Below are 21699 nucleotides of genomic sequence, written 5' to 3' on the forward strand. Positions count from 1 at the left end.
GCTGCTTGACCGGCGCCAGCCGGACGTCCGGTCGGGGCGGATACCGCGCCGCGGTCCCCGCTTCGGACATGACCCATGTGGTCCTGGCCTTCGACGACAACCGGCTCGTCGGCGATCTTTTCGGCCAGTTCGACCAGAATCTCGCGCTTATCGAGCAGCGCCTCGGCGTCGACGCGGTGGCGCGGGGCAATCAGGTGATCATCAAGGGGCGCCATTCCGGCTGCGAGCAGGCTCGCCGCGCGCTGGAATCGCTTTATGCGCGCCTGCAGCAGGGCTACGAGTTGCATCCGGGCGACGTGGAAGGGGCATTGCGCATGGCCGCAGCGGAAGAAGCGCAGCTCGACCTGCCGACCATCGAGCCGCGCTCGCATCTGACCTATGCGCAGGTCTCGACCCGCCGCAAGACGGTGCTGGCCCGCACCCCGGCGCAGGATGCCTATATCCGCGCCATGGACCGGGCCGACCTCACCTTCGGCGTCGGGCCGGCGGGCACCGGCAAGACCTTCCTCGCGGTCGCCTATGCGGCGGCGCTGCTGGAGCGCGGCGACGTGGCCCGGCTGATCCTGTCGCGCCCCGCGGTGGAGGCGGGCGAGCGGCTCGGCTTCCTGCCCGGCGACATGAAGGAGAAGGTCGATCCCTATCTCCGCCCGCTCTACGACGCGCTCTACGAGATGATGCCGGCGGAAAAGGTCGAGCGCGGGCTGCAATCCGGCATGATCGAGGTGGCGCCGCTCGCCTTCATGCGCGGACGCACGCTCTCCAACGCGGTCGTGATTCTGGACGAATCCCAGAACACCACGACGATGCAGATGAAGATGTTCCTGACGCGCCTTGGCGAGAACTCGCGGATGATCGTCACCGGCGACCCGAGCCAGGTCGACCTGCCGCCGGGCCAGAAGTCGGGCCTGCGCGAGGCGCTGGCCCTGCTCGAGGGCGTCGAGGGCGTGGCGCAGGTGCGCTTCACCGAGGTCGACGTCGTTCGCCACGAGCTCGTCGCCCGCATCGTGCGCGCCTATGACGATGCGGGCCGCGAGGCGAGTGCCGAACGCGATGCGGCCGAGGCTGCGGCCGAAGCGGCGCGGCGTTCGCCGCGGCGGGGCCCGCCGACATGAGCCAAGGCGACGGCGTGGTGCCGGAGATCGACGTGGCCGTCGAGGCGGACGGCTGGCCCGGTGAGGACGAGTTGGAAGCGCTCGTCGCGCGGGTCGTCGAGGTGGCGTGCACCGAGGCGGAGCTGGAGCTGGTCGAGGGCGCGGAACTGTCTGTCGTCTTTGCCGACGATGCGCGCGTGCGCGAACTCAACCGCGACTGGCGCGACAAGGACGCGCCGACCAACGTCCTGTCCTTTCCGGGCGGCGACGAGGAGGAGCCGCCCTTCGGCCCGCTTCTCGGCGACATCATCCTCGCCCGCGAGACGGTGGCGCGCGAGGCCGAGGCGCTGGAAATTACCTTTTCCGACCACGTGACGCATCTTGTCGCGCATGGATTCCTTCACCTTTTCGGTTACGATCACCAAATGGAGGACGAAGCCGAGGAGATGGAAGCCCTGGAACGGCGCATTCTGGCCGTTCTGGGTATTGCAGACCCTTACCGGGACCCTCTGGTGTCCGGAACCGAAACGGAGAGCGAGACGCCCGTGTGAGCGGGCGTGAAAACCGATATGAATGATACAGAGGTCCGAAGTACGACCGACACTCCGGCGTCGCAAGATGCGGCAGCAGGAGCGGCGGCAGAAGCCGCCCAGACCGACGGCGAACCGCAGCGATCGCTGCGCAGCGTGTGGTCCGATGCCCTGAAACGGCTTGCCGGTCTGCGGCGGCCGGGCAACGGTGCGGGCACGCTGCGCCAGAATCTCCAGGACGAACTGGCCCGCGAGGCCGACGACAGCGCCAGCTTCACACCCGAAGAGCGCATCCTGTTGTCCAACATCCTGCGCTTGCGCGAGGTGCGGGTGGAGGATGTGATGGTACCGCGCGCCGATATCGATGCGGTGGAGGATACCGTCACCGTTTCCCGGCTGATGGATGTGTTCCGCGAGAGCGGCCATTCGCGCATGCCGGTCTATCACGACGGGCTCGACGATCCGCGCGGCATGGTCCACATAAAGGACCTGATGGCCTATTTCGTCGGCCGTGCGACGCCGGACGAGAAGCGCAACGGCGAGGGCGCGGCGGCGGAGACCGGCGAGGCGCCCGCCAGCAACGAGCCGCAACTCTTCGACCTGACTCGCGTCGACCTGTCGTTGCCGCTCGCCGAGGCCAACCTGATCCGCCCGGTTCTCTTCGTTCCGCCGTCCATGCCGGCGACGGACCTGATGGCGAAGATGCAGGCGGACCGCGTGCAGATGGCGCTGGTGATCGACGAATACGGCGGCACCGAAGGCCTCGTCTCGCTGGAAGACATCGTCGAGACCGTGGTCGGCGACATCGAGGACGAGCACGACGAGGACGAGGAGGCGATGATCCAGAAGGTCGCCGATGGCGTCTGGGTCGCCGATCCGCGGGTGCCGGTGGAGGAAGTCGAGGAGGCGGTCGGAACGGATTTCCAGCTCGGCGACCTTGCCGAGGAGGTCGACACGCTCGGCGGCCTGGTCTTCACGCTGGTCGGACGGGTGCCGGTGCGCGGCGAGTTGCTCGCCGCTCGCGAGTTCCCCGGCTACGAGTTCGAGGTTCTCGATGCCGACCCGCGCCGCATCAAGCGTCTGCGGATCCGGGCAAGGCGTCCCGAGGCCCGCCTCACGGAAACGCGCCGTCGCCTGCGGCGGCCGGAGTCCGCCAGCTAGGCCCAGCCAGGGCGCGAACACGCACTCGAGTCCTCCCCCTTGCGAGCCGCAGCCATGCCCCGTCCGGGCCATGGCTGCGGCTTTCGCTTTACTTGACCGGCGCGGGGGCGCCGGGAATGGTCCGGTGACGGGCGACTGATTCGCCCTTCCGTTGACGCATCGCCGACGTTTCGCGCATGCGCAAAGCAGGAGCCGATACCGTGCTGCGCCTCGCACAGGTCTTCCTTCTCGCTCATGGTTGGCGGCGCTGGCTGCTGGCTGCCCTCGCCGGTGCCCTTGCCGCGCTTGCCATGCCGCCCTTCGGCCTGTTTCCGGTCCTCGCCCTGTCGATGCCGGCGCTGGTCTGGCTGCTGGACGGCGCGATCTCGGACGAGACGGGCTTGGCGCGGCGCCTGCGGCCGGGGTTCGCGATCGGCTGGTGGTTCGGCTTCGGCTTCCATCTGGCGGGGCTGTGGTGGATCGGCCGGGCATTCCTGGTCGAGGCGGATGTCTTCGCCTGGATGATCCCCTTCGCCGTGGTGCTGCTGCCGGCGGGCCTGGCGCTGTTCACCGGCTTGGCGACCCTCGTTGCCGGTCTTGCCTGGCGCGACGGGCCGGATCGGCTGCTGCTGCTGGCGCTGGTCTTGACGCTGGCGGACTGGCTGCGCGGTCATGTGCTGACCGGCTTTCCCTGGAACCTGTGGGGCTACGCCTTCGGCGACTACACGGTCCTGATGCAGCCGGCGGCGCTGGTCGGCATCTATGGGCTCGGTCTTGTCGTGGCGACGATCTTCTGCGGGCTTGCCGGCTTTGTCGACGGAACCCGCGGCGGACGGCGCATGGGCGCCGCGTCCCTGCTGCTGCTGGCCCTGGTTGCCGGCTTTGGCGCCGCGCGGCTTTCGCTCGCTCCCGTGTCGCAGGGCGAGGAAATCGCGATACGGGTGGTGCAGCCCTCCATCCCGCAGGAAGAGAAGTGGCAGCCGGAGAACCGGGCGCGGGTGTTCCAGACCTATCTGGAAGCGAGCCGCGCGCCCTGGAAGGGGGAGGAGGCCGATGCCGAACTGCCCCGCCTGGTGATCTGGCCGGAATCCGCGCCGCCCTTTCTGTTGACCGAGGCGCCGGAGGCGCTTGCCGCCATCGCCGACCTATTGCGCGGCGAGGATACGCTGGTGACCGGGGCGATCCGCGCCAGCGTCGAGGATGCGGGCAACCGAGTGTTCTACAACTCCGTCTTCGTCATCGACGGAGAAGGCACGGTCCGCGACGCCTACGACAAGGTGCGCCTCGTGCCCTTCGGCGAATACCTGCCGCTTGGCGACCTGCTGGAGAGGATCGGTCTGACCAAGCTGGTGGACCTGCCCGGCACCTTCCGTGCCGGCTTCCGCCCTCGCACGCTGGAGCCCGTGGCCGGGCCGTCGTTCCTGCCGTTGATCTGCTACGAGGCGATCTTTCCGCAGGCCGCGACCTCGCGCGACGGCCGGCCCGGTTTCCTGCTCAACGTCACCAACGATGCCTGGTTCGGGGACACGCCGGGTCCTCGCCAGCATTTCGTGCAGGCGCGCATGCGTGCGGTCGAGCAGGGGCTTCCGGTTGTGCGGGCGGCCAACACGGGCATATCAGGAGTTGTCGATGCCTATGGCCGCGTGCTGGACATGCGCCCGCTGATGGAGGCCGGGATGATCGATATGCGACTCCCGCCTGCGATTTCCGCAGGGGCATTCGCGCGATACGGGCAGAATGCCTTGTCAATTTTCCTGATAGTTTTTCTTGGCACCCTCCTGATAACGCGGTACTTAGGTTATGCGCGTAATGATTGACGTGCTGGCAGGCGGCACGGCATCATAACAACCGGGGCAGCCTGTTGCGTAGAATAGGTTGCAACCCTGTGAACCGGCGTCGGTTCTTCCGCGATGTTCTGGTGTTCGGATGCACGCATCCGGCGAAGGCGTCTTGGGTCGAGCGAAGAAACGCTGGGTAAAACAAGTATGGTCACAGCATTCGAAAGATCCGGAAAGAAGACGACAATGAGCAGCAAGAAAGCACCGAACCCCATCGACGTGCATGTCGGCAGCCGCGTGCGACTGCGCAGGATGATGCTTGGCATGAGCCAGGAGAAGCTTGGCGAGAGCCTTGGCATCACATTTCAGCAGATTCAGAAGTATGAAAAAGGCACCAACCGCATCGGCGCCAGCCGGTTGCAGCACATTGCCACGATCCTGAAGGTGCCGGTCGCCTTCTTCTTCGAGGATGCACCGGGCACGCCGGACGATGCGAGCGGCTTCGGCGAGGCCAAGCCGGCATCCTATGTGGTCGATTTCCTGTCCTCCTCGGAAGGCCTGTCGCTGAACAAGGCCTTCGTCCGGATCGAGGATGCCAAGGTGCGGCGCCGTGTCGTCGACCTTGTCCGCGCCCTGGCCGGCGAAGAGGTCTGATATCCGGATTTCATGATGCGGACGGACGGCGAAGGCCTTGCCTTCTCCGCCCGGTCCTCGGGTTCTGCCGGAGGGCGGTACAGCCGCGCCGTTGCCGGTTGCGATCCCGCATGGCTTGACGAGCCGTCGTCTTCGCTGGCATGTGTCGTGCGTGGCGGCGGGGGTCCCTGCCGCTTCTTTCTATTCTTCCCAGAAGGACGGTTGAACGTGGCTCGTCAAGATTATCTCTTCACTTCCGAATCCGTGTCGGAAGGCCATCCGGACAAGGTCTGCGACCGCATTTCGGATACGGTCGTCGATGCCTTCATCTCCGAGATGCCGGAGGCGCGCGTCGCCTGCGAAACGCTGGCAACCACCAATCGCGTGGTGATTGCGGGCGAGACCCGCGGTCCGGCGACGATCACCAACGAATACATCGCGCACCTGGCGCGCATGGCCATTCGCGACATCGGCTATGAGCAGGAGGGCTTCCACTGGGAGGCCTGCGACATCGCCGTCCATCTGCACGCCCAGTCGGCCCACATCGCCCAGGGCGTCGATGCGGCCGACAACAAGGACGAAGGCGCCGGCGACCAGGGCATCATGTTCGGTTACGCCTGCCGCGAGACGCCGGAGTTGATGCCGGCGCCGATTTACTATTCGCACAAGATCCTCCGCCTGCTGGCCGAAGCCCGCAAGACCGGCAAGGAGCCGGCGCTCGGGCCGGACGCCAAGAGCCAGGTCACCGTGCGCTACGAGAACGGTCTGCCGGTCGGCGTGACCTCGATCGTGCTGTCGACCCAGCACCTCGACCCCAAGCTCACCTCCCATGACATCCGCGCCATCGTCGAGCCCTACATCGTCACGGCGCTGCCGGGCGGCTGGGTCACCAAGGACACCGCGTGGCACGTCAATCCGACGGGCGCCTTCGTGATCGGCGGTCCCGACGGCGATGCCGGCCTGACCGGCCGCAAGATCATCGTCGACACCTATGGCGGTGCCGCCCCGCATGGCGGCGGCGCCTTCTCGGGCAAGGACCCGACCAAGGTCGACCGTTCGGCGGCTTACGCAGCCCGCTATCTCGCGAAGAACGTGGTTGCGGCCAATCTGGCCGACCGCTGCACCATCCAGCTCTCCTACGCCATCGGCGTCGCCGAGCCGCTGTCGGTCTATGTCGACCTGCACGGCACCGGCAAGGTCGACGAGGCGAAGCTGGAAAAGGCCCTGCGCGAGGTGATGAACCTGACCCCGCGCGGCATCCGCCAGCACCTCAGCCTGAACCGGCCAATTTACGCCCGCACGGCCGCCTACGGCCACTTCGGCCGCGAGCCGGAGGAGGACGGTGGTTTCTCCTGGGAGAAGATTGACCTGGTGCACGCGCTGCGCGACGCCGTCGCCTGACATCGTGCCGGGCCGAAAGGCCGCGGCTTGCCATCCCGCCCGGCACCCTGGTGCCGGGCGGACGTCGTTTTCGCTGCCCCGCGACGTGTCGTCTGAGGGCATAGAGTGCCGGACCTGCACGCATATGACCGACCACAGCAAAGGCTCCTTCTTCGGCCGCCGCGTCGGCAAGCCGCTGCGCGCGCAGCGCCGCGAAGTCTTCGAAAGCGCCCTCGAGCGCCTGCAGCCGGACCTGTCGCAGCCGGCGCCGCAAGACGTGCGCGAGCTGTTTGCGGGCAAGGTCGAGACGGTGTGGATGGAGATCGGCTTCGGCGGCGGCGAGCACCTTTTGCACGAGGCAAGGCGGCTACCGCAGACCGGCTTCCTCGGCGTCGAGCCTTTCGTCAGCAGCCTCGCCAAGGCGGTGGTCGAGGTGGAGACGGAGGAACTCGCCAACGTCCGGGTCTATGGCGACGACGCGATCAAGCTGCTGGACTGGCTGCCCGACGCCTCGCTCGACGGCATCTACCAGCTCTATCCCGATCCTTGGCCCAAGCGCCGGCACTGGAAGCGCCGCTTCGTCAATCCGGTCAATCTGGACCGCATGGCGCGCGTGCTGAAGCCCGGTGCGCTCTACCGCTTCGCCAGCGACATCGACACTTATGTCGACTGGACGCTGGCCCGCCTGCTCGGCCATCCCGCCTTCGAGTGGACGGCGGAAGCTGCAGCCGACTGGCTGGTTCCCTGGCAGCCCTGGTCGGGAACGCGCTACGAGGCAAAGGCCTATCGCGAGGGCCGCAAGGGCCACTATCTGGAGTTCCGCAAGGTCTGATACGGGACGGCGGAATCCGGGCAGGCGGCGAATTTTCTTGCGTTTGGCGGCTATCGGCGTATAGTTGCGATACTCAAATTCTCTATCGGCTCGCATGAGCAGTATGAGAGTGGGCCCTCCCGAGGACCCGCTCTTTTTGTTTTGGCGGCCGCCCTTCCGCCCCACGGGGAGACAGACTTGCAGGACCAGGAAACGCGGATCGTCCGGGAAAACGGACTCGAAACCCGTATCGCGGCCATGGTCGAGCCGGCGATCGCCGATCTCGGCTTCCGCCTCGTGCGCGTCAAGCTGTCCGGCGTCAACGGACTGACCCTGCAGATCATGGCCGAGCGCCCCGACGGTACGATGACCGTCGACGATTGCGAGGCGGTGAGCCGCGCGGTGACGCCGGTTCTCGATGTCGAGGACCCGATCGACAGCGAATACCATCTGGAGATCTCCTCGCCCGGCATCGATCGGCCGCTGGTGCGCGCCATCGACTTCGAGCGCTGGCGCGGCCATCTGGCCAAACTGGAGCTTGCCGTGCCGCGCGACGGCCGCAAGCGCTTCCGCGGCGAGATCCGCGCCGTCGAGAACGGCGAACTCGTGCTGCGCCTCGAGGACCTGCCGGACGACGGCGAGCCCGATGTGCGCTTGCCGCTGGCCGACATGGCCGAGGCTCGCCTGATCCTGACCGATGCGCTCGTCGAGGCATCGCTTAAGGCGGACAAGGCGGCTCGCCGCAAGGCTTCCGCCAATGGGGTCGACAAGGCCTGATCCGCTCCCGTTGGGGCGAGAAACGAAATTCCGAGGGAAGCGGCCATGCCCTTCCAGATGACAGGAAGCGCCGGCGAGACCGGCGCGAGAGGAGTGGACTGAGATGGCAATCAGTGCGAACCGGCTGGAGCTGCTGCAGATCGCGGATGCGGTCGCGCGCGAAAAGACGATTGATCGCAGCATCGTGATCGCGGCGATGGAAGACGCGATCCAGAAGGCCGCGCGCTCGCGCTACGGCTCGGAGACCGAAGTGCGCGCCGAGATCAATCCGCGCACCGGCGAGATCAAGCTGCAGCGCCTGCTGCTGGTCGTCGAGAAGGTCGAGAACTCCTCGACCGAGATCGACAAGGAAGAGGCCCTGCGCCGCAATCCGATGGCGCAGATCGGCGATTACATCGCCGAGCCGCTGCCGCCGCTGGACTTCGGCCGTATCGCCGCCCAGTCGGCCAAGCAGGTGATCGTGCAGAAGGTGCGCGAGGCCGAGCGCGACCGCCAGTACGACGAGTTCAAGGACCGCATCGGCGAGATCGTCAACGGCGTGGTCAAGCGCGTCGAGTACGGCAACGTGATCGTCGATCTCGGCCGCGGCGAGGCTATCGTGCGCCGTGACGAACTGATCCCGCGCGAGCTGTTCCGCAATGGCGACCGCATCCGTGCCTATGTCTACGACGTGCGGCGCGAGCAGCGCGGCCCGCAGATCTTCCTGTCGCGCACCCATCCGCAGTTCATGGCGAAGCTGTTCGCCCAGGAAGTGCCGGAAATCTATGACGGCGTCATCGAGATCAGGGCGGTTGCCCGCGATCCGGGCTCGCGCGCCAAGATCGCCGTCATCTCCAAGGACAGCTCCATCGATCCGGTCGGTGCCTGCGTCGGCATGCGCGGCAGCCGTGTCCAGGCGGTCGTCGGCGAGCTTCAGGGCGAGAAGATCGACATCATCCCGTGGAACCCTGATCACGCGACCTTCATCGTCAACGCGCTGCAGCCGGCCGAGGTGGCCAAGGTCGTCCTCGACGAGGATGCCGAGCGCATCGAGGTGGTGGTGCCGGACGAGCAGCTGTCGCTGGCCATCGGCCGTCGCGGTCAGAATGTACGCCTTGCCTCGCAGCTGACGGGCTGGGCGATCGACATCATGACCGAGCATGACGAGTCCGAGCGTCGCCAGAAGGAATTCACCGATCGCACTCAGCTCTTCATGGAAGCGCTGAACGTCGACGAGGTCGTCGGACAGCTTCTCGCTTCCGAAGGATTTGCCTCGGTGGAAGAAGTGGCGTATGTCGAGCGCGAAGAGGTGGCCACGATCGAGGGCTTCGACGAGGAGACCGCCGATGAGATTCAGGCGCGCGCCCGCGAATATCTCGAGGAAATCGAGGCGAAGCTCGACGAGGAGCGCCGTGAACTTGGCGTTTCCGACGACCTCAGGAACATCAATGGCCTGACCACGGCCATGCTGGTCGCGCTCGGCAAGGACGGCGTCAAGTCCGTCGAGGATCTGGCCGGTTGCGCCACCGACGATCTCGTCGGCTGGACGGAGCGCGCCAATGGCGAGGTGACCCGCCATGAAGGTGCGCTGACCGGGTTCGATGTCAGCCGTGCCGAGGCCGAGGAAATGATCATGGCCGCGCGCATCGACGCGGGCTGGATCACCGAGGCGGATCTTGCCGTCGACGACGAGGCCGCAGAGGCCGAGGGCGAGGCGGAGCAAAACGAGGCGGGCATCGTTGCGACCGGCGTGGTGCACGAGGTCTGATCCGGCAGGGTCCGATCCGACAGGATCGGGCCGACAGGACCGGCGGAGCGATACGGGTGCCGAAACGAAACGAGCCGTTGGAACGAAGCTGCGCGCTGACCCGCGCGGTGCGTCCGGTGGATGAACTGATCCGTTTCGTTGCGGGCCCTGACGGCATCATCGTCCCCGACCTGCGGCGCAGGCTGCCGGGCCGGGGCGTCTGGATCACGGCGAGCCGCCAGGCGGTCGCCGAGGCCCAGAAGAAGAAAGTGTTTTCGCGCGCGCTCAAGGATGGGTCCGTGCGGGTGGAGGGCGACCTGACGGATCAGGTCGATGCCCTCATCGAGCGGTCCGCGCTCAACGCGTTGTCGCTGGCCCGCAAGGCCGGCGAGATCGTCAGCGGGTTCTCCAAGGTGGAGGCGGCGGTGCGCGGGCAGGATATCATCGGTCTCGTCCAGGCGCGCGATGGCGGCGACGACGGGGCCAGAAAGCTCGCGGCAATCGCGCGGGCGCGCTTTGCCGATACCGGCGGTTGTCGGATCATCGGCTGTTTTACGTCGGCTCAATTGGATTTGGCATTGGGTCGGTCAAATGTGATACATGCTGCACTGCTTGCAGGCCGGGCAGGCGAGAACGCTCTCGTCCGGGTTGAGGAACTGGAGCGTTTCCGTACCGGTTCCGTCAGCGACCCGGTTGCCGGAACGCTGGACGATCCGGTTGCGAACGACGGTGCGGGCAGTGCGGTGATCCAGGACTGAAGGCGATATGAGCGAAACGAAAAATCCCGGCGACAAGACGATCAGCATGGAGCGCAAGACACTGGGCCTGAAACGCTCCGGCGTGGAACAGGGCACGGTCCGTCAGAGCTTCTCCCATGGCCGCACCAAAGCGGTCGTGGTGGAGAAGAAGAAGCGCCGCGTCGTCCTGCCGGGCGAAGGCGGCAAGCCTGAGGCCGAAGCCGAGGCGCCGCGCGCCCCGGCTCCCCAGCAGCGTCGACCTGACATCGAGCCGCAGGTTCAGCAGCGTCGTGCCGAGCCGGCACCGCAGCGTCCGCGCGGCGGCAACATCCTTCGCACGCTTACCGAAGACGAGGCTGCCGCCCGCCAGCAGGCGCTCCTCGAGGCACAGCGCCGCGATGCCGAGGACCGCAAGCGCCGCGAGGAAGAAGAACGCCTGCGTGCCATCGAGGACGAGCGCCGCAAGGTCGAGGAGGCGGAGCGCGCCAAGCGGGAGGCCGAAGAGGCCGCCAGTCGCGCCGCCGAGGAGGCCGAGCGCAAGAAGAGCGACGATGGCCGCGAGAAGGTCTCCGCCACGGACGCGGCCGACGCGATCGCCGCGGCCGTCGGCGAGGCTGCGCCGGCAGCGTCCGCTCCGGCCGCCCGTGACGAGACCGCCCGCAAGCCGGCTGCTGCCGCACCTGCATCCGCTCCCGCGCGCCGTGCCGGCGAAGAAGACGACGATGCCCGCAAGGGCGGCGTGAAGGCCGTCAAGCGCGCCAAGGTCGCGCCGGCGCGCCCGCCGGCAAAGACCCCCGGCGCCGACGACCGCCGCCGGTCGAAGCTGACCATCTCCTCCGCCACCGGCGACGACGAGGGGCGCAGCCGTTCGCTCGCCTCGCTGCGTCGCCGCCGCGAGAAGGAGCGTCGAGCCGGCCAGCAGGTGGTGCGCGAGAAGATCTCCCGCGAGGTGGTTCTGCCCGAGGCGATCACCATCCAGGAACTCGCAAACCGCATGGCCGAGCGTGCCGTCGACGTGATCAAGCTGCTGATGAAGCAGGGGCAGATGCTCAAGATCAACGACGTGATCGACGCCGACACGGCAGAGCTGATCGCCTCCGAGATGGGCCATACGGTCAAGCGCGTGTCGGAATCCGACGTCGAGGAAGGCCTGTTCTCGGCCGCCGACTCGGACGATGCGCTCGAGTCGCGTCCGCCGGTCGTCACGATCATGGGCCATGTCGACCACGGCAAGACGTCGCTGCTGGATGCATTGCGCCGCTCCAACGTGGTGCAGGGCGAGGCCGGTGGCATCACCCAGCATATCGGCGCCTACCAGGTCGAGCAGGGCGGTCACAAGATCACCTTCATCGACACGCCGGGCCACGCAGCCTTTACCCAGATGCGCGCCCGCGGCGCCAAGGCCACGGATATCGTCATCCTGGTGGTGGCAGCCGACGACGGCGTGATGCCGCAGACTAAGGAAGCCATCGCCCATGCGAAGGCGGCCGGCGTCCCGATCATCGTGGCCATCAACAAGATGGACAAGCCGTCGGCCGATCCGAGTCGCGTGCGCACCGACCTTCTGCGCGAGGATATCGTGGTGGAGTCGATGGGCGGCGACGTGATCGACGTCGAGGTCTCCGCGCTGAAGGGGCTCAACCTCGACAAGCTGCTGGAGATGATCCTGCTGCAGGCCGAGGTTCTCGAGCTGAAGGCCAACCCGCTCCGCACCGCCGAGGGCATCGTCATCGAGGCGCAGCTCGACAAGGGCCGTGGTCCGGTGGCGACCGTCCTGGTCCAGAAGGGCACGCTGAAGGTCGGCGACATCCTGGTGGCCGGTTCCGAATGGGGCCGCGTGCGCGCCATGCTCGACGAGAACGGCCAGCAGGTGAAGGAGGCTCCGCCCTCCAAGCCGGTCGAGGTCCTGGGCTTCAACGGCACGCCGGCTGCCGGCGACATGGTCGCCGTCGTCGAGAACGAGGCCCGTGCCCGCGAGATCGTCGACTATCGCCAGCGCCAGAAGCGCGACAAGGCGTCGGTCCTGGCCAGCGGTGCCCGCGGCTCGCTCGAGCAGATGATGAACCGTCTGCAGCAGAGCGGCCACAAGGAGTTCCCGCTGGTCATCAAGGGCGACGTGCAAGGCTCGGTCGAGGCCATCGCCGGTGCGCTGGACCAGCTCGGCACCGACGAGGTCAAGGCGCGCATCCTGCATGCCGGCGTCGGCGGCATCACCGAGAGCGACGTGACACTGGCAACCGCCTCCAACGCGCCGATCATCGGCTTCAACGTCCGTGCGAACAAGCAGGCGCGCGACGCGGCCGAGCGCGAGGGCATCGAGATCCGCTACTACAACATCATCTATAACCTGGTGGATGACGTGAAGGCGGCGATGTCGGGCCTGCTGTCGCCGGAACGCCGCGAGACCTTCCTCGGCAATGCGGAGATCCTCGAGATCTTCAACATCACCAAGGTCGGCAAGGTGGCCGGTTGCCGCGTGACCGAGGGCATCGTCGAGCGCGGCGCCCAGGTGCGCCTGATCCGCGACAACGTCGTGATCCACGAAGGCAAGCTCGGTACGCTGAAGCGCTTCAAGGACGAGGTGAAGGAAGTGAATGCCGGCCAGGAATGCGGCATGAACTTCGAAAACTACCAGGACATGCGCCCGGGCGACATCATCGAGTGCTACCGGGTGGAGGAAGTGGCTCGCACCCTCTGACGGGGGCGGCCGTACAATTTACGCGCCGGCGGGACTCTCCCGCCGGCGTTTGCCGTTTGGTCCGGACAGAGGGCCGGGCGCGCCGGGAAACCGCCGCCTGTCGACCCTGATGATCCGGCAAGAGGTGGACCGGTTCCATGGCCCCGAACAACAGACATCCCGCGGGAATGCCGTCGCAGCGCCAGCTGCGTGTCGGCGAGCTGGTGCGCAAGGAAGTCTCCGACATCCTGGCGCGCGGCACGTTGGCCGACCCGGTGCTCGACGGAACGATCATCTCCGTGCCTGAAGTACGCATGACGCCCGACCTGCGCCTTGCCAGCTGCCTGGTGATGCCTCTCGGTGGCCGCGATGCCGACCGGGTGATCGAGGCGCTCAACCGCAGCGCCCGCACGATCCGTCGCGAACTGGCGCGCCGGATGACCATGAAGTTCCTGCCCGACCTGCGCTTCGTGCTCGATACCCGCTTCGACGACGACGACCGGATCACGGCGCTTCTGTCCCGCGACGACGTGCGCCGCGACCTGTCGGAGGACGAGGCGGACGAAGGTGACGACCGTGCCGACGAGACCCCCGACGAGGGCGGGCGTTAGGGGCATGGGGCGACGCAAGAAGGCGAACCGCAACCGCATCGACGGTTGGCTGGTGCTCGACAAGCCTGTGGGCATCACCTCCAACGACGCGTTGACGCGGCTGAAGAAGATCCTTCACCCCGAAAAGGTCGGCCATGCCGGCACGCTCGACCCGCTCGCCTCCGGCCTGCTGCCGGTGGCTTTCGGCGAGGCGACCAAGACCGTCTCCTTCGCGATGGACGGGCGCAAGGTCTACCGTTTCACCGTGCGCTGGGGCGAGGCGACGGAGACGGACGACACGGAAGGCGCGGTGGTCGCCACCAGCGACGTGCGCCCCGCTGCGGACGAGATCGCGGCCGTACTTCCGGACTTCACCGGCACGATTCTCCAGGTTCCCCCGAAATACTCCGCCATCAAGGTGGACGGCGCGCGCGCCTATGACCTTGCCCGCGGCGGCGAGGAGGTCGAACTGGCCGCGCGCGAAATCGATGTCCATCGGCTCGATCTGGTGGAGTGCCCGGACCGCGACCACGCGGTCTTCGAGGCGGAATGCGGTAAGGGCACATATGTGCGCGCGCTCGCCCGCGACATCGCGGAGCGGCTCGGCACCTGCGGCCATGTTGCCGCCTTGCGGCGCCTTGTCGTCGGTCCTTTCGACGAGCAGGACATGATTCCGCTGGAAACTCTTGAGGAGTTGGGGCAATGTGCGCCCGGCATGGGCCTGACCGAGGCCCATGCCGACTTCATTCTGCCTGTAGAGACCGCGCTGGACGACATCCCGGCGCTGGCCGTCAGCCGGCAGGATGCCGCCCGCCTCCGAAGGGGGCAGGGCGTTTTGCTGCGCGGGCGGGATGCCCCGGCGTTTTCGGGCCTCGTGTCAGTGACCACTCAGGGAGAACTGGTGGCGATCGGCGAGATCGAGCGCGGAGAACTCTTGCCGCGGCGCGTCTTCAATCTCGCTCCGGACACGTCCGGAGCGGTTATCGTTGAAAGGACATGACCGATGTCGATTACCGCTGAACGCAAAGCGGAACTGATCAAGGAATACGCGATCAAGGAAGGGGATACGGGCTCTGCCGACGTGCAGGTCGCCATTCTCTCCGAGCGGATCGCCAACCTGACCGAACACTTCAAGAGCCACGGCAAGGACAACCATTCCCGCCGCGGCCTGCTGAAGATGGTGAGCCAGCGCCGGTCGCTTCTCGACTACCTGAAGAAGACCGAAGAAGGCCGCTATCAGGACCTGATCAAGCGTCTCGGCCTGCGCCGTTAACCGGCACGGGCAACGCGGCGTCCGCAAGGGCGCCGCGTTTGCGCATCTGCCGCCGGATTGGCGGCGAAAGACGGTCATGGGGCAGGATAGCAGGTGGCTTGAACGCACCGGCAGCACGCCGGGCGGGCACGAGCCACCTGCTGTCTTGCCCATGGCGCGTCTCTTGAATGGCGCAGATGGCACGATGCCGCCTCCGCCTGCCCATGGGAGCACCCCGGGCCGCATATGGATGCGGGCCGGGTGACCGAAATAGGATGACACAATGTTCGATATTCATCGCGTGGAAGTGGATTGGGGCGGTCGCCCGCTGATCCTGGAGACGGGCAAGATCGCCCGCCAGGCCGACGGCGCCGTGCTCGCCACCTATGGCGAGACCAAGGTTCTGGCCACGGTGGTTTCCGCCAAGGAGCCGAAGCCCGGCCAGGACTTCTTCCCGCTGACCGTCAACTATCAGGAAAAGGCCTTCGCCGCCGGCAAGATCCCGGGCGGCTACTTCAAGCGCGAAGGCCGTCCGTCCGAGCACGAGACGCTGACCTCGCGTCTGATCGACCGGCCTATCCGCCCGCTCTTCGTCGCCGGCTTCAAGTGCGACACCCAGGTGATCGCCACCGTCCTGTCGCATGACATGGAGAATGCACCGGACATCGTCGCCATGGTTGCGGCCTCCGCTGCCCTGACGATCTCCGGCGTGCCGTTCATGGGCCCGATCGGCGGCGCCCGTGTCGGCTATGTGAACGGCGAATACGTGCTGAACCCGCTGGTCGACGACATGCCGGAATCGGCGCTCGACCTGATCGTCGCCGGCACCGGCGAAGCGGTTCTGATGGTCGAGTCCGAGGCCAAGGAGCTGGACGAGAACATCATGCTCGGCGCCGTGATGTTCGGCTTCAAGGGCTTCCAGCCGGTGATCGAGGCGATCGTCAAGCTGGCCGAGACCGCCGCCCGCGAGCCGCGCGAACTCAACCTGCCGGATCACTCCGTGCTCGCCGGCCGCATCAAGGAACTGGCTGCCGGCGACCTGACGGCCGCCTATGCCATCCGCGAGAAGACCGACCGCCGCAACGCCATCGACGCGGTCAAGGCCAAGACGGTCGAGACGCTGGCCGCCGAGGCCGGTGACGCCGGCATCGACAAAGTCGTCGTCGGAGGCCTGTTCAAGGACCTGGAGGCGGAGATCGTCCGCGGCGCCATCCTCGACAAGGGCGAGCGCATCGACGGCCGCGACCTGAAGACGGTCCGTCCGATCGTCTCCGAGGCCGGCATCCTGCCGCGTACCCACGGTTCGGCCCTGTTCACCCGCGGCGAAACCCAGGCGCTCGTCGTCGCGACGCTCGGCACCAACGAGGACGAGCAGTTCGTCGACGCGCTGGAGGGGACCTACAAGTCCACCTTCATGCTGCACTACAACTTCCCGCCCTACTCGGTCGGCGAGACCGGCCGCATGGGTTCGCCCGGCCGCCGCGAGATCGGCCACGGCAAGCTCGCCTGGCGTGCGGTGCACCCGCTCCTGCCGGCGCATCACGAGTTCCCGTACACGCTGCGTGTCGTGTCCGAGGTCACCGAGTCCAACGGCTCCTCGTCGATGGCGACCGTCTGCGGCACCTCGCTGGCCCTGATGGATGCCGGCGTGCCGCTGAAGGCGCCGGTGGCCGGTATCGCCATGGGATTGATCAAGGAAGGCGACCGCTTCGCGGTGCTCTCCGACATCCTCGGCGACGAGGATCACCTCGGCGACATGGACTTCAAGGTGGCGGGCACCACGACCGGCATCACCTCGCTGCAGATGGACATCAAGATCGATGGCATCACCGAGGAGATCATGCGTGTCGCGCTCGACCAGGCGCGTGACGGCCGTATCCACATCCTCGGCGAGATGTCGCAGGCCCTGTCCGAGGCCCGCGCCGAGCTCGGCGAGCATGCCCCGCGCATCGAGGTCCTGAAGATCCCGGTCGACAAGATCCGTGAAGTCATCGGCTCGGGCGGCAAGGTCATCCGCGAGATCGTCGAGAAGACCGGCGCCAAGGTCAACATCGAGGACGACGGCACCGTCAAGGTGGCTTCTTCCGACGGCAAGGCGATCAAGGCCGCGATCAACTGGATCAACTCCATCGCCGCGGAGCCGGAAGTGGGCGTGATCTACGAGGGCCGCGTCGTCAAGACCGTGGACTTCGGTGCTTTCGTCAACTTCTTCGGCGCCAAGGACGGTCTCGTCCACATCTCGCAGCTGGCCCCGCAGAAGGTTGCCAAGACCACCGACGTGGTCAAGGAAGGCGACAAGGTCTGGGTGAAGTTGATGGGCTTCGACGAGCGCGGCAAGGTCCGCCTGTCGATGAAGGTCGTCGACCAGGAGACCGGCCAGGAGATCGCTGCGGAAGGCTGAGGCCTTCCGGCGGACTCCGTCGTTCGACAACGCCATGAGGAAACGGGCCGGATCATTCCGGCCCGTTTTCGTTTGCGGAGCAGCGTGGAGCGAGGATCAGTTGGTGGCGGTGCGGCGCGGCCGCGACGAGCCGTCACGGGCCTCGAGATATTCGCGGAACCGGTCGTCCGGCATCGGCCGGCCGAGATAGAAGCCCTGGATGCGGGTGCAGCCGAGCCGGTCGAGCAGCGCGCATTGGCCCTCGGTCTCCACACCCTCGGCGACGACAGTGATGCCGAGACTGGAGGCCATCGCCACGATCGCCTCGACCAGCGCGCGGTCGTCCCGGTCGGTCTCCAGGTCGCGGATGAACGAACGGTCGATCTTCAGGACATCGATAGGAAACCGCTTCAGGTTGCTCAGCGAGGAAAATCCCGTGCCGAAATCGTCGAGCGACAGGCGGATGCCGAGCCGGCGGATCGCGTTGAGCGTCTCGATCGGGTCGCTGCCGGTCTCGTCGAACATGACGCTCTCGGTAATCTCCAGATGCAGCCGCTCCGGCGGCATGCCGGTACGCTCGACCGTCTCACGGACGAGCTCGACGAAATTCTCGTCGCGGCACTGGCGCGGCGAGACATTGACGCTGATTCCGGGCAGGTCGAGACCCTGTTCGCTGCAGCGTCGATAGAACAGACAGGCTTCCTCCAGCACGAAGGCGCCCAGCGGCACGATCAGTCCCGTGGTTTCGGCGATGGGAATGAACTCGGCAGGCGGGATCGGCCCGCGCTCGGGATCGGTCCAACGGACCAGGGCCTCGCAGCCGGCGATGCGGTTGTGTGCGATATCGATCATCGGCTGATAGTTCAGGGTGAACTGGCGTCGTTCCAGTGCCTTGCGGAGGGCGCTTTCGGTTTCCAGCGCCCGTGCAACCTGTTCGTTCATGTGGGCGGAGAAGAAGCGCAGCTTGTTACCTCCCTCCGCCTTGGCGTGATACATCGCCGTATCGGCCTGGCGCAGAAGGAGTTCGTCATCGCGCCCGTCGCTGGGAAACACGGTGATGCCGATGCTGGTGGTCGTAAACACCTCGATGCCGTCGCCGAGGACCAGCGGCCGGGCCAGATGGGCGAGCAGGCGGGCTGCTGTCATCTCTACGTCCATCACGCTGCGGACATTGCTGAGAATGACTGCGAACTCGTCGCCGCCCAGGCGTGCTACCGTATCGTGATCGTCGAGAACCGCGCCGATGCGGACCGCCGTTTCCTTGATCAACTGGTCGCCGATGCTGTGCCCGAGGCTGTCGTTGATGTTCTTGAACCGGTCGAGGTCGAGGAACAGCAGGGCGACGATGTTGCCGTCCCACTGCGCCCGCGACATCGCCTGGACGAGGCGGTCGCGGAACAGGGTGCGGTTCGGCAGGCCGGTCAGGCCGTCGAAATTGGCCTGGCGGACGATCAGCTCTTCCTGGCGCTTGCGCTCGGAAATGTCGGTGACGGTGACGTGATAGGCGCTGGCGCCGTTCCAGCGGGTCTGACGCAGGTACACTTCCACCCAGATCCGCTCTCCGGTTCGCGATAGGGCTCTCGCCTCGTAGACGTCTGGTGCGGAAGCTCCGGAGGCGCGGGCCCTTGCATAGGATCTCATGCGTTCGTGTTCTTCCGGTGCGAACAGGTCCAGCACCGGCAAGCCGGTCACATTGTGCCGATCCTCGCTCCCGCGGCCGAGCAGTTGCAGCAGCGCGTCGTTGATGTAGAGAACCCGCTGGTTGGAATGGATGCACACGCCCTGCAGGGACTCGTCGATGAGGGCCCGGAACTGCGCGTCCGACTCCTTGAGGTTGCGAAATGCTTCCTGCAATGCGACGCCGACGGCGTTGAACTCGCGGATCTTGCCAGGTCTGTAGGTCAGGTCGGACGTGCCCTGGCGGATCCGAGCGGCATAGTTGACGAGGCGCTCCAGCGCCGGGCTGGTAAAGCGGTGCAGGATGTAGGCGCCGAGTATGGAGCCTGCCAGCACATAGAGCAGGAACGGCGTAAACAGCGTCTGATAGGTGGCATCGATATTGTCGATGGTCTCGCCCGGCCGGTCGCTCACCAGGTAGAGCGGCCGGCTGGCAGGGGCCTCCGCCAGCAGGGAGCGGATCAGCAACCGGTCCTCTGCAAGAACATGGTCGATCTGGCCGAGCTGCTTCAGGGGCGCGCGGCCGCTGCGCACGGCATCCCGCAATTCGCCGCTGGCCGAGATCATCCGCTCGTCGAGAAACAGCGCGAGGCTTTCCGTGTCGAGAGCCTTGGCGAGATCGTCCAAGAGGTATTTGCTGTCGTTGAAGACGTAGCCGCCGGTCAACTGGCCGACCACGCGGCCGTCGATATCGCCCACCAACGGAATGGAGAGGGCGGCAAGCAGCACGGGCGCGGTATTGCCGCTGGCCTCCCCACCGGTGAACATATGCCACTGACCGGCCGGCATGCGCGAGCGCAGGGCCGGGGTGAGGATCTGGTCGAGATCGTAAAGCGAAGCGCCGGCGTCCACCCAGTCCGGTTCGTCGGGCTGATCGATCCTGAGGAGCTCGAACTGCGCCCCGATCGGCTGGCGGGCGGCATCGGACAGGATCTGCAGCACGAGCCTTTCGTCGCGGGACCAGACGGCACGCCGGAGTGCGGAATTCTCGGACAGCGCCCGCAGATAGGTGTCGAGCCGGCTGAACGTCTGGTCGAAGACGAGGCGGGCAAGCGTCGCCTCCTTGCGGGCGAAGCGCTTCAGCTCCTGATCTGCGATGGACAGGCTGCCGACATAGCTGATTGCGAAAAGCACGGCCGACGTCGTCAGCAGCGCTACTGCAAACAGGCCGAGCACGAAGCGGTTGAAGCGGAAGTCGGCCCTGCGTGTCATTGCGAGTAGCGGAACGCCCTCCGTTTCAGCTCTTCGATACGTTGCATCGAATCCTCCGAGGAGACGAGGGCGAACGATCCCGAGAAGACGAGGGGAACCTCCTCCGTGCGATCCTGGCGGTCGAGCGAGATCGCTTCGGCCATCGCCACGCCGTTGTCGTCGTTGATGCGCATAGCCGTCGCCTCGAGACGGCCCTTGGAAAGATAGTCGAGCTCCGCAGTGCCGCCGCCCCAGCCGTTGGTGGCGACCTTCCCCGTCAAGCCCGCGGCCTCTATGGCATCGGCAACGCCGAGCGCGATGTCGGTGGAGCAGGAATAGATGAAACCGAGGTCCGGATGTCGCTGCAGTAGCTCAGTGGCCGCCTCGCGGGCCTTCTCCCGATCGAAGCCGACATAATAGGACGCGACCAGTCGTTTCCCCGGCTGCTCCGCCATCGCAAGCCGAAAGGGTTCGCCGCGGGCATGGCTGACATAGCCCTTCGGGCCATAGAAGATGGCAAAGGACTCCGGCTGCGGCCGCGTTTCCAGGACATGATCGGCCAGGAGGCGCGCGCCGGTGGCATGGTCGAAGCCGACATAGAGGAACGGCTGGTCCCGGCCCCAGGCGCGCAGCGGCGTGGTGATGTTCTGAAGGATGACCTTCGGGCGGCCGCGGGCAATGAGGCGCTCCACGAGAACCTTGTGGCGCAGGGCGTCCAGCGTGAAGATCAGATAGTCGGGATCGGACTTCAGCACCTCGACGATCTGCCGGGTCTGTTCTCGGATTTCCTGACCCGGCAGTGTGAACTGGGACGTCACCTCGTAGCGGATGCCGAGCTCGTCCAACCGGCGCTCCAGCGCCACGAGGCTGCGCCGCCAGTAGTCCGAGACCTGAATGGCAGGATAAACCACGGCGATGCGCGCCGGCGCCAGGGAGGTGGCAGTGGCGGGGACGGCAGCGCTCTGCACCCGCTGGGTGAACCGGGCGCTCAGTTCGCGCTGTTCAGGAATTTCCTTAAAAAGGTCGGGAATTTCCCAGAATTCGGCAAGAGAGTCGCGACCGAAGTCGGATCTGGCGATACCGGGCGGGAGCATCGCCAAGAAGAGAAGGAAGAGAACCGGAAAGAGCAGTCGTATTCTTCTCACGATAGCATTCCGATACGGTAGCCGTTTCCAGAAGTCTGTCTGATTGGCCAGATACATGCAAGGGATCATCATACGATTGAGAAACCGTGAAAAATCCACTCTGATTGTGTCCGCACATGAGGTGTTTTCACGGCCGTAAGGTGTAGCGCGACTGTGAGCCTTCCACCCCTGCGGGCGTTCGGGT

17 protein-coding genes are annotated in these 21699 nt (G+C 66.3%); 15 read left to right on the plus strand and 2 right to left on the minus strand.

Annotated elements, in window-relative coordinates; all coding sequences use genetic code 11:
• Nucleotides 1-68 precede the first annotated feature (68 nt).
• The 15 genes from MNI96_RS09595 (at nucleotide 69) to pnp (ending at nucleotide 17523) form a co-directional block, all read left to right on the plus strand.
• On the plus strand, nucleotides 69-1112 hold the full coding sequence (locus tag MNI96_RS09595; RefSeq protein ID WP_249693021.1) for a PhoH family protein: 1044 nt from the start codon (nucleotides 69-71) through the stop codon (nucleotides 1110-1112).
• Nucleotides 1109-1642, plus strand: coding sequence for an rRNA maturation RNase YbeY (gene ybeY / locus MNI96_RS09600; RefSeq protein WP_249692532.1), 534 nt, complete (start codon nucleotides 1109-1111; stop codon nucleotides 1640-1642). Before MNI96_RS09595 ends, ybeY begins: the two co-directional genes overlap by 4 nt.
• A gap of 18 nt (nucleotides 1643-1660) precedes the next feature.
• The gene (locus MNI96_RS09605) at nucleotides 1661-2782 is read left to right on the plus strand and encodes a hemolysin family protein (RefSeq protein WP_249692533.1); all 1122 of its coding nucleotides are present in this window, start codon (nucleotides 1661-1663) and stop codon (nucleotides 2780-2782) included.
• 176 nt (nucleotides 2783-2958) lie between these two features.
• Nucleotides 2959-4578, plus strand: a complete 1620-nt coding sequence (lnt, locus tag MNI96_RS09610) for an apolipoprotein N-acyltransferase (RefSeq protein WP_249692534.1) — start codon at nucleotides 2959-2961, stop codon at nucleotides 4576-4578.
• 207 nt (nucleotides 4579-4785) lie between these two features.
• Entirely contained in the window at nucleotides 4786-5193 is a 408-nt protein-coding gene (locus tag MNI96_RS09615) for a helix-turn-helix domain-containing protein (protein WP_158194583.1), read from the plus strand.
• A gap of 207 nt (nucleotides 5194-5400) precedes the next feature.
• Entirely contained in the window at nucleotides 5401-6573 is a 1173-nt protein-coding gene (gene metK, locus MNI96_RS09620; RefSeq protein ID WP_249692535.1) for a methionine adenosyltransferase, read from the plus strand.
• A 124-nt stretch (nucleotides 6574-6697) separates the two neighbouring features.
• Nucleotides 6698-7384 carry a tRNA (guanine(46)-N(7))-methyltransferase TrmB gene (gene trmB, locus MNI96_RS09625; protein WP_249692536.1) on the plus strand — a complete coding sequence of 229 codons (687 nt, stop codon included), beginning with the start codon at nucleotides 6698-6700 and terminating at the stop codon, nucleotides 7382-7384.
• A gap of 177 nt (nucleotides 7385-7561) precedes the next feature.
• Nucleotides 7562-8140, plus strand: a complete 579-nt coding sequence (gene rimP, locus MNI96_RS09630) for a ribosome maturation factor RimP (protein ID WP_249692537.1) — start codon at nucleotides 7562-7564, stop codon at nucleotides 8138-8140.
• Nucleotides 8141-8243: 103 nt separating this feature from the next.
• On the plus strand, nucleotides 8244-9887 hold the full coding sequence (gene nusA, locus MNI96_RS09635; RefSeq protein ID WP_249692538.1) for a transcription termination factor NusA: 1644 nt from the start codon (nucleotides 8244-8246) through the stop codon (nucleotides 9885-9887).
• A 56-nt stretch (nucleotides 9888-9943) separates the two neighbouring features.
• Nucleotides 9944-10624: an RNA-binding protein gene (locus MNI96_RS09640; protein ID WP_349629145.1), complete on the plus strand. Its 681-nt coding sequence runs from the start codon at nucleotides 9944-9946 to the stop codon at nucleotides 10622-10624.
• Between the two features lie 7 nt (nucleotides 10625-10631).
• Nucleotides 10632-13301, plus strand: coding sequence for a translation initiation factor IF-2 (infB, locus tag MNI96_RS09645; RefSeq protein WP_249692541.1), 2670 nt, complete (start codon nucleotides 10632-10634; stop codon nucleotides 13299-13301).
• A 137-nt stretch (nucleotides 13302-13438) separates the two neighbouring features.
• Nucleotides 13439-13891, plus strand: coding sequence for a 30S ribosome-binding factor RbfA (gene rbfA / locus MNI96_RS09650; RefSeq protein WP_283776419.1), 453 nt, complete (start codon nucleotides 13439-13441; stop codon nucleotides 13889-13891).
• A 4-nt stretch (nucleotides 13892-13895) separates the two neighbouring features.
• Entirely contained in the window at nucleotides 13896-14870 is a 975-nt protein-coding gene (truB, locus tag MNI96_RS09655) for a tRNA pseudouridine(55) synthase TruB (protein WP_249692545.1), read from the plus strand.
• A 3-nt stretch (nucleotides 14871-14873) separates the two neighbouring features.
• The gene (rpsO, locus tag MNI96_RS09660; protein ID WP_120270553.1) at nucleotides 14874-15143 is read left to right on the plus strand and encodes a 30S ribosomal protein S15; all 270 of its coding nucleotides are present in this window, start codon (nucleotides 14874-14876) and stop codon (nucleotides 15141-15143) included.
• Between the two features lie 262 nt (nucleotides 15144-15405).
• Nucleotides 15406-17523, plus strand: coding sequence for a polyribonucleotide nucleotidyltransferase (pnp, locus tag MNI96_RS09665; RefSeq protein WP_249692547.1), 2118 nt, complete (start codon nucleotides 15406-15408; stop codon nucleotides 17521-17523).
• A gap of 96 nt (nucleotides 17524-17619) precedes the next feature.
• Here pnp and MNI96_RS09670 read toward each other — a convergent pair whose 3' ends face one another.
• Nucleotides 17620-20391, minus strand: coding sequence for an EAL domain-containing protein (locus tag MNI96_RS09670; RefSeq protein ID WP_249692549.1), 2772 nt, complete (start codon nucleotides 20389-20391; stop codon nucleotides 17620-17622).
• On the minus strand, nucleotides 20388-21572 hold the full coding sequence (locus MNI96_RS09675; protein WP_249692551.1) for an autoinducer 2-binding periplasmic protein LuxP: 1185 nt from the start codon (nucleotides 21570-21572) through the stop codon (nucleotides 20388-20390). Before MNI96_RS09675 ends, MNI96_RS09670 begins: the two co-directional genes overlap by 4 nt.
• Nucleotides 21573-21699 lie beyond the last annotated feature (127 nt).

The organism is Stappia sp. WLB 29 (genome assembly GCF_023507705.1).
Lineage (GTDB): Bacteria > Pseudomonadota > Alphaproteobacteria > Rhizobiales > Stappiaceae > Stappia.